The organism is Rhizobium sp. TBD182 (assembly GCF_001950375.1).
GTDB classification, from domain to species: domain Bacteria; phylum Pseudomonadota; class Alphaproteobacteria; order Rhizobiales; family Rhizobiaceae; genus Agrobacterium; species Agrobacterium tumefaciens.
In genome coordinates this window covers 330649-344466 of sequence record NZ_BDLN01000002.1, presented here as the reverse complement: position 1 = coordinate 344466, position 13818 = coordinate 330649, and the positions used below count along the sequence as shown (strand labels likewise).

General features: G+C 59.8%; 12 protein-coding genes. 8 read left to right on the top strand and 4 right to left on the bottom strand.

All coding sequences use genetic code 11. The features are described from left to right. Window positions 1-225 precede the first annotated feature (225 nt). From T18_RS10315 to T18_RS10300, 4 genes are read left to right on the top strand one after another with little or no spacing between them, the layout of a single operon-like run. A complete protein-coding gene (locus T18_RS10315) occupies window positions 226-1248 on the top strand; it encodes an ABC transporter permease (protein ID WP_003500347.1) in 1023 nt (340 codons plus the stop codon). Then, window positions 1248-2135: an ABC transporter permease gene (locus tag T18_RS10310; protein WP_003511156.1), complete on the top strand. Its 888-nt coding sequence runs from the start codon at window positions 1248-1250 to the stop codon at window positions 2133-2135. The genes T18_RS10315 and T18_RS10310 overlap by 1 nt, the downstream gene beginning before the upstream one ends. 4 nt (window positions 2136-2139) lie before the next feature. Beyond that, window positions 2140-2976: an ABC transporter ATP-binding protein gene (locus T18_RS10305; RefSeq protein WP_003511154.1), complete on the top strand. Its 837-nt coding sequence runs from the start codon at window positions 2140-2142 to the stop codon at window positions 2974-2976. Further along, entirely contained in the window at window positions 2976-3734 is a 759-nt protein-coding gene (locus T18_RS10300) for an ABC transporter ATP-binding protein (RefSeq protein ID WP_003511153.1), read from the top strand. Before T18_RS10305 ends, T18_RS10300 begins: the two co-directional genes overlap by 1 nt. 281 nt (window positions 3735-4015) lie before the next feature. Here the strand turns inward: T18_RS10300 and T18_RS10295 are convergent, their stop codons facing one another. The 3 genes from T18_RS10295 to T18_RS10285 form a co-directional block, all read right to left on the bottom strand. Continuing rightward, a complete protein-coding gene (locus T18_RS10295; protein ID WP_003511152.1) occupies window positions 4016-5614 on the bottom strand; it encodes an ABC transporter substrate-binding protein in 1599 nt (532 codons plus the stop codon). Between the two features lie 78 nt (window positions 5615-5692). Beyond that, window positions 5693-6322 carry an SGNH/GDSL hydrolase family protein gene (locus tag T18_RS10290; RefSeq protein WP_003511151.1) on the bottom strand — a complete coding sequence of 210 codons (630 nt, stop codon included), beginning with the start codon at window positions 6320-6322 and terminating at the stop codon, window positions 5693-5695. Window positions 6323-6326: 4 nt separating this feature from the next. Beyond that, entirely contained in the window at window positions 6327-7475 is a 1149-nt protein-coding gene (locus tag T18_RS10285) for a mandelate racemase family protein (protein WP_003511150.1), read from the bottom strand. A gap of 385 nt (window positions 7476-7860) precedes the next feature. Between T18_RS10285 and T18_RS10280 the strand changes: the two genes are divergently transcribed. Beyond that, entirely contained in the window at window positions 7861-8889 is a 1029-nt protein-coding gene (locus tag T18_RS10280; RefSeq protein ID WP_003511149.1) for an LLM class flavin-dependent oxidoreductase, read from the top strand. 61 nt (window positions 8890-8950) lie between these two features. On the opposite strand, the gene T18_RS10275 is transcribed toward T18_RS10280, so the two are convergent. Continuing rightward, window positions 8951-10258 (bottom strand): NtaA/DmoA family FMN-dependent monooxygenase, encoded by a 1308-nt coding sequence (locus T18_RS10275; RefSeq protein ID WP_003511148.1) that lies wholly within the window; start codon window positions 10256-10258, stop codon window positions 8951-8953. A 359-nt stretch (window positions 10259-10617) separates the two neighbouring features. Between T18_RS10275 and T18_RS10270 the strand changes: the two genes are divergently transcribed. From T18_RS10270 to T18_RS10260, 3 genes are read left to right on the top strand one after another with little or no spacing between them, the layout of a single operon-like run. Continuing rightward, window positions 10618-11673, top strand: a complete 1056-nt coding sequence (locus T18_RS10270; RefSeq protein WP_003511147.1) for an ABC transporter substrate-binding protein — start codon at window positions 10618-10620, stop codon at window positions 11671-11673. Window positions 11674-11680: 7 nt separating this feature from the next. Then, the gene (locus T18_RS10265; protein WP_003511139.1) at window positions 11681-12577 is read left to right on the top strand and encodes an NmrA family NAD(P)-binding protein; all 897 of its coding nucleotides are present in this window, start codon (window positions 11681-11683) and stop codon (window positions 12575-12577) included. After that, the gene (locus T18_RS10260) at window positions 12568-13737 is read left to right on the top strand and encodes an LLM class flavin-dependent oxidoreductase (RefSeq protein WP_003511137.1); all 1170 of its coding nucleotides are present in this window, start codon (window positions 12568-12570) and stop codon (window positions 13735-13737) included. Before T18_RS10265 ends, T18_RS10260 begins: the two co-directional genes overlap by 10 nt. The last annotated feature ends 81 nt before the right edge of the window (window positions 13738-13818 follow it).

Sequence of the window (13818 nt, the reverse complement as noted above, 5' to 3'; positions counted from 1 at the left end):
ATTCCTTTCTCCGGCAAAGCAAAGAACCGCTGGTTTTCGGATGAAATCTCGGTCTTGAAAGGCAGCGTTTTTGCCTGCTTCAGTCATCTTCCAAGCCTGGCGCAGGACCAATTTTATCGGCATATGCTTGACAGCTCTCCACACCTGTGACAACTTGCGAATAGTTGTCAGACAGGATTGCGCCTTTGTTATTTTGTGCAATCGACTTCTGGCAAGGGAGGAACCATGCCAAAAAGACGCCTTTCGCTGTATGGCCTGTCCGGCCAGATCGGAAGTATTGCGGTCACGCTGCTCGGATTGCTGCTGCTGACCTTTTTCATCGGCCGCCTGATGCCCGCTGATCCCGTGCGGGCCATCGTCGGCGAGGACGCGACCCGCGAAACCTATGAGCAGGTTTACCATGCGCTCGGTTTCGACCGTCCGCTCTGGCAACAATTCATCTATTATCTCGGCGATGTGTTCACCGGCGATTTCGGAACCTCGATCCGCACGGGCCAGCCCGTCATCCAGGATATCATACGCGTCATGCCGGCGACGATGGAGCTTGCGACCTTCGCGATCCTGATCGGTGCCGGCCTCGGGATTCCCATGGGGGTTTATGCCGCCGTCAAGAAAGACCGCTGGCAGGACCATTTGGTGCGGGTGCTCAGCCTGTTCGGCCATTCCATGCCGATTTTCTGGACCGGTATGATTGCGCTGATCGTTTTTTACGCTCATCTCGGGCTTGTCGGCGGCGGTGGCCGCATGGACCAGTTCTATATCGGTCTCGTGGAGGAACGAACGGGCTTCCTGCTCATCGACAGCCTGCTGGCGGGCGATATGGAAGTCTTCTGGTCGGCCATCAATCACCTCATCCTGCCCGCCGCTCTGCTTGGTTATTCATCGTCGGCCTATATCACCCGTATGACGCGCAGCTTCATGCTCGACCAGTTGGGCCAGGAATATGTGACGACTGCGCGCGTCAAAGGCCTGTCGCAACGCCAGACGGTGTGGCTGCATGCTTTCGGCAATATCCGCGTGCAGCTCGTCACCATCATTGCCCTTGCTTACGGCTCACTGCTGGAAGGCGCTGTCCTTATCGAGACCGTCTTCGCCTGGCCGGGCTTCGGCCAATATCTCACCAGCAATCTTATCATCGGCGACATGAATGCCGTGATGACCTGCGTACTTATCGTCGGCGTCATCTTCATCGGGCTCAATCTCCTGTCCGACATTCTGTACCGCTTTTTCGATCCGAGGACCCGCTGATGACGGCTCGTGCAGAAACTTCCTTGCGTCTTCCCGTGCCTTTGAACGCGCTGAAGAACATCATTGTCTTCCTGCTGAAAAGCCCGACATCGGCCTTCGGCCTGGTGATATTGCTGCTTCTCGTCATCGCGGCGATTTTCGCGCCCTGGCTTGCGACGCATGATCCTTACGTGCAGGATCTCGCCAAGACGCTGCAGCCGCCCGGTAACGGCCATTTCTTCGGCACGGACGAGCTTGGACGCGATATTTACAGTCGCCTTCTGTGGGGCGCGCGCATCACTCTCACCATCATCTCGCTGGTGTCGATCATCGTCGGTCCGGTCGGTCTGCTGGTCGGCACGGCCTCCGGTTATCTCGGCGGCAAGTTCGATACGGTGATGATGCGCATCACGGATATTTTCCTGTCGTTCCCGAGCCTCATCCTGTCGCTCGCCTTCGTGGCCGCGCTCGGACCCAGCCTCAACAATGCGATCATCGCGATCGCGCTCACCTCATGGCCGCCGATCGCGCGGCTCGCACGCGCCGAAGCGATGACATTCCGCAAGGCGGACTACATTGCCGCCGCAAGGCTTCAGGGTGCTTCGCCGCTGCGTATCATCATAAAATCGATCATGCCCATGTGCCTGCCTTCGGTCCTGATCCGTCTGACGCTGAATATGGCGACCGTCATTCTGACCGCCGCAGGCCTCGGCTTCCTAGGCCTTGGCGCGCAGCCGCCCCTGCCGGAATGGGGCGCGATGATCGCGACCGGACGCCGTTACATGCTCGACAGCTGGTGGCTCGTCACTTTCCCCGGCGTTGCGATCCTTTCCGTCAGCCTCGCCTTCAACCTTCTGGGTGACGGCCTGCGGGATGCGCTCGATCCGAAGCAGATGAACCGGAAATAGGGCCATGGAAAAACCAATCCTCGACGTCGAAAATCTTCGCATCCGTTATGGCGGTTCGCCCACCGAGGCCGTGCGCGGCATCTCCTTCACCCTTGGCCGGGAGCGTCTCGGCATTGTCGGCGAAAGCGGCTCGGGCAAGTCCACCGTCGGCCGGGCTTTGCTGCGCCTCCTGCCATCGGCGACGATAACGGCCGACAAGCTTGATTTTGATGGCGTCGATCTTCTGTCGCTCAGTGAGAAGGAGATGCTGAAGGTTCGCGGACGGCGCATGTCGATGATCCTTCAGGATCCAAAATTCTCTCTCAATCCCATCCGCCGTGTCGGCGATCAGGTGACGGAGACCTATCTGCGCCATTTCAAGGCGTCGAAATCGGAAGCCCGGGAAAAGGCGCTCGCCATGCTCGATGCGGTGAAAATCCGCGACGCCGTGCGCGTCTACGAGCAATATCCGCACGAAATTTCCGGTGGCATGGGCCAGCGCGTCATGATTGCGATGATGCTGCTTGCCGATCCTGATCTGGTCATTGCCGACGAGCCGACCTCTGCGCTGGATGTGACGGTGCGGCTGCAGGTTCTGAATATTCTCGATGGCCTCGTTCGGGATAGAGGCATCGGTCTCATCATGATTAGCCACGACCTCAATCTCGTGCGCAATTTCTGCGACCGGGTACTCATCATGTATGCCGGCCGGGTGGTGGAAACGCTTGCCGCGCGCGACCTCGATCAAGCGCAGCACCCCTACACGCGCGGCCTGCTCGCGGCGCAGCCGCGGATTGGCGGTACGCGTGCGCCACTTGCGGTGCTGGATCGCCGCCCCGAATGGCTGGAGGAGAAAGTATAATGGCCGTTTCCGTTGAAACCCGCGATCTCTCCATCACCTTCGGCAGCGGCCACACGGCGCTGAAAGTGCTGCCTTCGGTGTCCTTTCGCGTCGAGCCGGGCGAGTGTTTCGGTCTGGTCGGTGAAAGCGGTTCGGGCAAATCAACAGTGTTGCGCTGCGTGTCGATGCTGAATGATTTCTGGAGCGGCGAAATCCTCATCAATGGAAAGTCGGTTCGCGACATGCCGCTGATCGAGCGATGCCGCACGTTGCAGATGGTGTTTCAGGATCCCTATGGTTCGCTGCATCCGCGCCAGTCGGTGCGCACCGTTCTCGGAGAATCGCTTGCCATCCATAAACTGGGCGATCGTGAAGAGCGCATGCGCAAGGTAATTACGGATGTCGGTCTGCCCGTGTCGTTCCTGGACCGCTTCCCGCATCAGCTTTCCGGCGGCCAGCGGCAGCGCGTGGCGATTGCGCGTGCGCTGATACTTGAACCGTCGCTGCTTCTGCTCGACGAGCCGACCTCGGCGCTCGATGTTTCGGTGCAGGCCGAAATCCTGAACCTGTTGCAGCGCCTGCGCGAAGAGCGCGGCTTCACCTATATCATGGTGACGCACGATCTCGCCGTGGTCGACCACATGTGCGACCGCTTCGCCGTGATGCTGCGCGGCGAAATCACCGAAATCCTGCCGCGTGAGGCCATCGCCGGCAATGGTGCGACACATCCCTATGCGCGCGAACTGATCGGCGCCTCGCTGGAATATGAAGGCGCATGACACTTCCCAAAGCGTGATCGTCCTCCTCCGGGGCATCACGAATAATAAAATCCTCCTTCCTTGCCCGGCCTTCAGTGCCGGGCAATTTTTTGGATGGCTACGGCGGGATGGCGGGCCGCCAACTGCGCTTAGGCTGCTCACACAAGACCCCGGATCTCGTCCGGCGTTACGGAGTGCGGAGGCTTCGCTTGCGCCTAACACATTGGGTGCATGGAGCTTTATTACAGCAAAAAGGCGCGGGGTTAGCCGCGCCTTCTCCTACTCGCAGATATGGCAGCCGATTACCGCTCCTTGCTCACCTCTTCAAAGCGCGAGAGCCAGGGGCTGACGATCATACCCTTGATGTCGCTGCGGAAAGCGGCGGTGTCGACGACTTCGGAGAATGGCTGAATGGACATGACGATCTCGTCCATATAGGCCTGAAGGTCCTCGTAGAGCTTCGTCTGTTTCGCCACGTCGCGCTCGACAAGGGCTTCCTCGATCATCTTGTTCAGCTTTTCATCGAAGAAGCTCGTGCGCCAGCTCTGATAGTTGGTGAGCTTGGCGTCGTCCGCATTGTTCGGATTATAGGCGATGGAGCGCAGGTTGTTGTCCGGATGCGGCTGCTGGCCACCGCCGCCGCGGCCAAGAAGCAGTTCGAAGTTGCGCTCGCGCATGGCGCCGTAAATCTGGTCGCCGGAACCGCTGATCAACTCTGCCTGGATGCCGGCCTGGGCCAGTGTGTTCTGGATGGCCGTTGCCGCTTTCATGAAGGGGTCTTCCGAGAGCACGCGCAACGTGGTCTTGAAACCGTTTGGATAACCGGCTTCAGCCAGAAGCGCCTTGGCTTTTGCGATATCGAGCTTGTAGCCCTGATCCGGCAGCGCGCCCATCACACCGGTGCTGAGAGAGCGCTGATGCAGCTTGCCGTAATAGGGCATGACCGCCTTGTCGAGGCCGTCGTAGTCGATCAGGTAACGCAGGGCTTCGCGCACTTTCTTGTTCGCGAAGCGCTCGTCCTTCATCGAAACGCTGAGGTAATAAAAACCGGAGCCGGGCGTGGATTCGATGGCGATGGTCTTGTCGGCTTCGAGCGACTTCAGGTCCGGCGCCTGCAGGGAATAGGCGACATCGATATCGCCCTTTTCCAGCATCAGCCGCTGCGATTGCGATTCCGGCAGATGGCGCATCAGGACGCGCTTCATCTTGGCTTTTTCACCCCAGTAATCGTCGTTGCGGGTGAGAATGATATATTCGTTGGATTTCCACTGGGTCAGCTTGAACGGGCCGGAGCCCGCCGAATTGAGCGTCAGCCACGCGCCACCGAGATCGCCGTCCTTTTCGTTGGCAAGCGCCGTCTGGCTGTCGATGATCGAGCCGGGCCCATTCTGTGCAAGGATCATCAGCAGCAGATTGGGATCATCAGGCTTTGGAATATTAAGCACGAAGGTCTGGTCGTTTTCGGCGACGAAAAGCTTGTCGGCATCCTCCAGCTTGAAACCGCGCGTTTTGAGGAAAGACGATTGCGCCAGATTGCGGGCGAGCAGACGTTTCAGGCTCCAAGCCACGTCCTTTGCGGTCACGGCGTTGCCGGACGCGAACTTGGCGTCGGCCCGCAGGTGGAAGCGGATCGATTTCCGGTCCTCGCCGATTTCCCAACGTTCGGCAAGGCGGGGCTGGACGCTGCGATCTTTGGGCGAAAGCACGACCAGCGTGTCGTAGATATTATTCAGAACCTGCACCGTCTCGCGGCCGGTAATGGCGGCTGGATCAAGGGTCAGGATATTGCTCATGGTCGTGGCGACGATGAGCTGGTCCTTCGGCGTTTCGGCAAAGACGCTGAGCGGCACGGCGCCGATCAGCAGTGCACCGAGGGCTGCGGTTGCAAGAAAATGTCTCATTTTTCCTCCCATACGGCCGGTTCATACGGCCTTCCACGTTTCGATCCGCGCGCCTGTTCCTCCACAGGCTTCGTGTGATCAGCCAAGAATGTCTCTGACCGGAGCGGCGAGCGCCCGGCCGATTGCGGCCGTTGCCAGCGCTTCCAGATGCACGCCATCCACTGGCGAGGCGCTGGCGACCGATCCGGCATCAAAGAAGTGATGCCCAAGTTCGGCGGCGAGTTTGTGATAGAGCGGCGCAAGCCGTAGTGATTGTCCGATATCGCGACCGCCTGCGGGCTCTCCACCCGGGCCGGCGACGCAGGGCGGCGGCGCGACGATCAGAAGCTTAGGCACTGCATCTCGCGGCTTGTAGATGAAAGTCTCGACGATTTGCGCCAGCCGCCGCATGCCCGAAACGGCGGCTTCCGCGCGACCGCCATGCACCGGCTTGATGTCGTTGGTGCCGAGCATGACGATGACGAGATCAAGCGGCATGTGGCACGAAAGCGCGACTTCAAGCGCTCGCGCGCCATTGCGGCAGGCCGGGCCGGCATGGTCGTCATAACAGGTGGTGCGTCCGCCTAGCCCTTCGGCATGAACCTTCGCCATTCCGGAAAGCTCTGCCTCCAGCACCTCCGGCCAGCGATGCTCAGGTCGGTGGCGGAGACCCGTTGCCGGGTCTGCGCCCCAGGTGAGGCTGTCTCCAAAGGCGAGCACGGTTTTCATAGCCTTATCTCACCCGGTTGTTGTCGATGAAATCGAAATCGATATCCTCGCCAAGGCCCGGCCGGTCGGGAACGTGAACGAACCCATCGCGGTCCATCGGGTCGGACAAAGACTTCAGATAGTCGTGGCCGTCATCATATTCGAGGAAGGGATGCAGGAGGCCGCGCTCGTACCAGCGGCAATTCTTGGTGGCGGCGACCACATGCAGGTTCATGGCCGTATTGCCATGCACCTCGCATTCCATACCGAAGGCTTCGGCCAGGTGCATGGTCTTGAGCGCCGGCGTGATGCCGCCGACATCGTTGACGCCGGTGCGAAGAATATCGCAGGCGCCGGCCTTGATCCATTCTGCGCGGTGCCAGTGCTTGCCAGCAGCACTTTCCGGGCCGACGACGGGAATATCGAGATTGTCGGCGAGCCACTTGTAGGAGGAGAGCGACTGCTCATCCATCGGCTCTTCGATCCAGTCGAAGCCGAGCTTTTCAAGGCCACGTCCCAATGCCAGCGCATCGGTGCGGGAATACCAGTGAAAGGCGTCGATCATCAGGCGGATATCGGGCCCGACCGCTTCGCGCACAGCCGCGCAGGCCTTGAGGTCCATCTTCACATCCGGCGCCCAGCTGACGGGCGGCATCCAGGTGTGAAGCTTGATGCCCTTGTACCCGCGCTTCACCAGCGTTTCGGCAAACCGGCCGTAGTCTTCAGGTGTTGCAAGGCCTCCTTCCAGCTCGTCCCCACACATGATCGAGCCATAGGCGAGCACCTTGTCGCGATAACCACCAATCAACTTGTATACAGGTTGTCCGAGGCTGCGACCGGCAAGGTCCCAGAGCGCGCAGTCCACCACCGCCAGCGTGCGGTCCGTCAGCTGCGCCGCCGAGCCGCGTTGCCAGTGAGCAAGGTCCTGCCAAAGGCGTTCCCGGTCGCGATAATCCTCGCCGATCAGCACCTTCTTGACGAATTTTTCGATGACATGCGGGCGAACGATTTCCGGCGCTGTGAAGGAATGGCCTTCTTGCCCGTCTTCCGTGCGGATGGTCAGCATGGCCTGTTCAACCTGATGCGCCGGACCCGGATGTGCGTGACCGGCACTGTCCGAGTGCCGACGGGTCGTCGTGCGGAAAACACGGACCTCGACGTCGGTGATGATCATAATTCCTCCCTCATGCAGGTATCGCAGCGTTCGTGGTGGCTGCAATGTCATACATGTATGCATTATTTGTCAACATGTATGATAATCTGTATTACATGTTGGGGAGGAAAATCAAGGGCATTCGCGCGGCGCTCGATACGCCGGCGTATTTAAAAGGATGGAGGGGGGACAAAGCGACCGCTCCTTGAGGATTAATCTATAATTTTAGTAGACTATTGAATCGCGCAACGATCTTTCAAAAATCGCCGGGACTATAAAAGACCATGCCGCGCCAGCAATGCCGGTCATCGTGCATTCTGCTTGGGTATGCGCGGTACAGGATGATGGCCGCACCTGCGCTGTCTGAGCTTCATCATGCCTCAACAAACATTCCCGGATGCACACCATGCCTATTTCCCATATCTCGCATTTTGCTTTTCTGGTTCCCGGCAACTATCACGATGATGATCCTGCGCAGGGGCTGGAGGAAACTCTGCAGCTTTTCGAAGCCGGCGAGGCGCTGGGTTATGATAGCGCCTGGGTCCGCCAGCGCCATCTGGAACGCGGCGTTTCCTCGGCCACCACCTTTCTCGCGGCGGCGTCGCAGCGCACCAAGCGGATTGGCCTCGGCACCGCCGTCATTCAACTGGGTTATGAAAACCCCTTCAGGCTGGCGGAAGATCTCGCCACCGTGGATGTGCTGTCACACGGACGGTTGAATGTCGGCGTCTCTGTCGGCGTGCCGCCCTTCGCCCATCTGATTTCGGATTATGTCGATACGGCGCCCGATGCGGATTACAGCCATGCCCGCGCCGAGAAGCTCGCCAGGGCCTTGAGATCAGAACCGCTGTCCAGCGAAACGGAGGCGGGCAATGCAGCGGGCGCGCAGGTGCCGCGCCTTCGGCCCTTCGCCAAGGGGTTGACCGACCGGCTGTGGTATGGCGGCGGATCGCAGAATTCCGCTCGCTGGGCGGGGAAGGCGGGATTCAATCTGCTGACCGGCAATATCGTCAGCGGTGAAAATACCGATGATTTTCTGACGGCGCAGGCCGCCCTCGTTGCCCGGTTCCGGCAGGAATGGGCGCATGAGCGCCAGCCGCGCGTCGCCCTTGGCCGCGTGATTTTACCGACGGACAGTGCCAGCCCGGCGACACGCCGCCGTTATGCGGAGTTTGCGGCCGAGCGCGACAAGCGCACGCATACGCCGCATGGTGCGCGCCGCACGCTTTTTCTGCCTGATATTGTCGGGACGACGGATGAAATTCTGGAGAAGCTGTCGCGCGACCCCGTTCTGCCGTTTGTCTCGGAATTCCGCCTCGAACTTCCCTATGAATTCCAGCCGGAAGATTATCGCCAGATCGTGACGGATTTCGCCTCTGTGCTGCTGCAGCTTTCCGGCGAAAGGCCGGTTTTGAAAGTGGCAACAGCTCAATAGTGCGTTCACAACGCCGCCATTCCTGCGCCGAGCGTGTGAATGGCGAACGAGGCGAACAGCGTCAGTCCGGTTGAGGCAGGCCGTATCTCTCGCGTATGGTCGTGCCTTCGTATTCGCGCGGATAAACGCCGCGGTCTTGCAGCACCGGCACGACTTGTTCGACGAATTCGGCGATATCGTCAGGGGCACGAGGCGGCTGCAATGTGTAGCCGTCAACCGTTCCGTCCTGCCAGAGATCGATGATACCGTCCGCCACCTCTTCCGCTGTGCCGAGCAGTAGTCGGTGATGCCCCTCCGAGCGCCGCACGGCCTCGCGGGCGGTGAGCTTTTCATGGGTCAGCAGTTCGGAAAGGCCAAGCCCCATGCCGACAGCCCATTGTCGGTTCTGGTCGGGAATGAAGCGCTCGCCATCCAGTTTCGCATCGGGATCGAAATCGCGGGGATCGATACCGTTTTCCTTGGCGAAGCGTGCCAGAAGACCGTCTTCCGAGCCGGTTCCGCTGTAGAGTTCGTGTTTGCGCAGCGCTTCCTCGCGCGTCTCGCCGAGAATGACGACGAGGCCGGGAACGATGCGGATGCCGGAGGGATCGCGGCCGAAAGACACTGCGCGGTCACGGACCTTTTTGCCAAAGGCCTGGCCGGCGGGACGGGACAATATGTTGCAATAGATGATCTCGCCATGACGTGCCGCCAGATCGATGCCGCCCTCGGAAGCGCCCGCCTGGGCGATGACGGGGTGCCCCTGCGGTCCACGAGGGACGTTGAGCGGGCCTTTGACATGGAAATATTGCCCCTCGTGATTGATCGTCTCAGCCGTCGCCGCATCCCAGAAGCGGTCTTCCGGTATCTCGCCTTCGCGGCGCGGATCCCAGCTCGACCAGAGCTTTTTCGCGACATCGAGAAATTCCGTGGCCTTGGCATATCGCTCATTGCGCGGCGGCAGCGGGTCGTTGCCGAAATTGGCGGCGACGTTCGGATTGAAGGAGGAGACGATGTTGACGATCAGCCGGCCGCCCGTGACGATATCGATGGATTGCGTTCGTCTCGCAAAATTATAGGGCGAGTTATAGGTGGAGGACACGGTCGCCACGAACCCGATGTCCGGCACCTGTGCGGCAAGCGATGTGGAAAGGATGAGCGGATCGATGGTGTGAAATGGCCGGCTTGTCGGGTCGGTCAGCAATGCCGGGTGATCCGAAAGGAAAACGGCGTCGAACCGGCCTTTGTGAGCCAGTTCCGTCAGTCGCCGGTAATAGCCGATATCGTTGATATCGTGCCGGTCTCCGCTCCTGTATTTCCAGGCATTGGCGAGGTATCCGGTGGTATTGATGCCGACATTGAGATTGAGCCGGCGTTTGTTCGTGCTCATGCTGCCACTTTTTCTTTCAGGTCTGTTGGATTGCCGGCGTGCGGGTCCGGCGCAATTGCGGGGAAGCGTAACAGCCGGGGTTCCGGTCGCGAGTTAAAAATCCTTGCTGTCAGGAGAAGAAAAACTTCTGAGACGTGGCCGGCGCTCCCAAGGAGAGGCTCACATCAAGTGCCGCTCTCCGCCGAAGTATCGAGCGAGAATGACGCCGTTTCCGAAAGGATATTTTACCGGAAGCACGAAGCCATGCTGATATGGAAACGAATTTCCTCAATGGCCTCTCAAATAGTACACTTTATCTATAGAAAATATTTTATGGCGTGTAGCGTATCGTAGAGATCGCAATTGAGAGGACGAACGCCATGGCTGATGCGGCCCTTCGCCAGATAACCCACCCTGAAACCGTCTGGTACACGCGCTGCCCGGCGCCGACGCCGCTTTCCATCGCGGTGCAGCTTGGCTGGATCGAGGAGAGTTTCGCCGGCCACGGCATTACTGTTTCCTCCATTCGCGATGCGGCGGATCCGGCCATTCGCCAGAGCCATTTCGATCACCGTCTGGACTGGTCATTCCGTCAGGGCGGTAATATTCCGCCTATCTGGGCAAAATCCGGCGGACGCCAGACGCGTCTGGTGGGGTTGACCAGGACCGACGAGTTTCAGGCGGTCATAGCGCTGCCAGCCAGTGGTATAACAAAGGGCGGCGAGCTGAAGGGCCGGCGCATCGGGCTGCCGAAACGACCGAACGAAACCATCGACTTCCAGCGCGCCACATCGCTCAAGGGCATCGTGTCGGCACTGACCGTCTCCGGCCTTTCCGTGGCGGAGGTCGAGCTGGTCGATCTCACCGCAACCGAGCCGGTGCTGCTCGGACCGGCTGACGACAGATTCCATGGCCTGCGCCGACGGCTGCCCTATGGGGAGGAGATTGCGGCATTGCATCGCGGAAAGATCGATGCGTTTTTTGTCAAAGGAGCGGAGGGCGTCACCGTCGCCAATCTCATTGGCGCGCACGTCGTCGTGTCGACCGGGTTTCACCCCGATCCGAAAATCCGCATCAATAACGGCACGCCACGTCCTTTGACCGTGGATGCCACCTTTGCCGATGAAAGGCCCGATCTCGTCGCCGACCTCGTGGCCACGGTACAGCGGGTTGCCGGCTGGGCGAATGACAATCCGGCGGAAGCGGTGCGTTTCATCGCCCGCGAGATCGGTGTCAGCGAGGAAGCGGTTATCGCCGCCAACGGGGCGGATGTGTACCGTAACCTGAGGCTCGACCTCGATCCGGCGGAGCTGGATGCGCTCAGCCACTTCAAGGATTTCCTGCTGGAATGGAAATTCATCCCTGACGATTTCGATGTGAACGACTGGGCCGATCCGCGCGCCCTTTCTTTACTGCAACAGGCTGCGGCGAAGTGAGGGCGTCATGACAGTAACCATTCTTGTAACGGGTGCGACCGGCAAGCTCGGCCAACGCGTCGTCAGCCGCCTTTTGCAGAAAGAGGCGAAGGTTAGGGTGCTGACCCGCCGGGGTGAGGACGCGCTCAAGCTTTGGGGCGACAGGGTGGATATTTCGGAGGGTAATTTCTCCGATCCCGCCAGCCTGAAAGAGGTCTCACGCGCAACAGACACGGTGTTCCTCCTTTCCCCAATCGGTGAAACGCTGGCGGCGGACCAGAAAGCGGTCATCGATGCCGCTCTCTCCGCCAGCGTATCGCGGATCGTGAAAATATCCGGTTCCGACTGGACCATCGCCAATGCCGCACGCTCCATTTCGGGTGCCGCTCATGCCGAGGTCGAAAGATATCTAGCCGGGAGCGGCATTGCGCATACGGTGCTGCGGCCGAATGCCTGGATGCAGGTGGCGCTGGAACCCGTCGTCGCAGCACTACGCCAGGGGGAGGATGTGCCCACCCGTTTCGGCGATGCGGCCGTTTCCTTCATTGATGCCGACGATATAGCCGATGTGGCGGTTCACGCCTTGACTGCGAGCACGTCTGTTTCCGGCACCTTGGTGCTAACCGGCGGTGAAGCCTTGACGGCACTGGAAATCGCCCGCATCGCGGCCCGTATCCTGCATCGCCCCGTGGGGATATCGTATCATTCCGCTTCCGTTTTTCCGCCGCATATCGGAGCTTTCGAACAGAAGGCGATTGGTGAATTCGGCCAACTTATCCGCGAGGGCCTCGCGGCCCCCGTCAACGACAACATCGAGCGGATTACCGGTCGTCAGCCCCGCAGCGTGGAGGCCTATTTGCGCGCCCGGCTGGCAGCGACCACCCCGCAGGGTAATCATTCCGAGGGAGAAAAGACATGGCGCTGACTGTTTCACTGCCTGAAGGTCCCGAACTGAAAAGCCCCACTGATTTCGAAGACAGCCCGCTCAGCCGCGCGGTGAAGCAGCCACTGATGCTGGGGCTGTTCCTCAATCTGCAGGACATCAACTTCTCCAGCCTGCCAACCAGTAATAGCTGGACCTTCGACTACAATGCGGAGCTGGTGAAGCGCGCGGAGGAGCTTGGTTTCGAAATCGCCTTCAGCCGCACGCAATGGCTGCCCAAAGGCGGTTATGACGGCGAATCCTCGCTCGACAGTTTCATTGCGCTGGGCGCCATGGCGGCGGTCACCAAGAGCATTCTTCTGATCTCCACTATTCATGTGCTTTACGGTCCCCTGCATCCACTTCATCTCGCCAAATATGGCGCAACGCTGGATCATATCGCCAGGGGACGATGGGGCATCAACATCGTCACCGGCCATCGCGCCATAGAGCATGAAATGTTCGGCTGGCAGCGGATCGACCATGACAAGCGCTACGACATGGCGGGGGAGTTGTTCGATGTGCTTCATCGCCTGTGGGGAGAAACCGAAAACTTCTCCTATGAGGGTAAGCTTAACCCCTGGGCCATCAACAACGGCTGGATAACGCCGAAGCCCGCCTTTGGCCGCCCGCCGCTGGTGACGGCGACCGGCTCGCCGGCCGGTATCGATTTCGCCGCCCGCCATTCCGATCTGGTTTTCGTTACCTCGCCCGGCGGCGCGCATATCGACAGCGCGCTGGAAACGCTTCCCGATCATATCGCCACCATCAAGAACCGCGCCAAGGCCTATGGCCGTCAGGTGAAGACGCTCATCAATCCGATCATCGTCAGCCGCGATACGGAGAGGCAAGCGATCGCCTATGCCGACGCCATCGAGGCGGGAAAACCGCAGCCCGGCACCCGTGCCTTTGCGACCAACAATTACGACAGCGACGCCCATGCCTGGCGGGGTCGCGGCGATGCACGCCACAAGCAGGGGCGCAATCTCGGCGGCAATATCGAAATCATCGGCTCGCCGGAGCAGGTGGTCGAGCAGCTTGTCGGCTTGAAAAAGGCTGGCATCGATGGCGTGCAGCTAAATTTCTACGATTTCCGCGAAGATCTCGAATATTTCGCTGAGCGCATTCTGCCCTTGATGAAGGAGGCTGGCCTGAGGCTCTGACGCCTCTCCCGCCTCAGATTTCCAGTTCTGAAGCTTAGCACTTCGCAATCACAGAGATTGCGAGAACGATCTTTTTTGCCC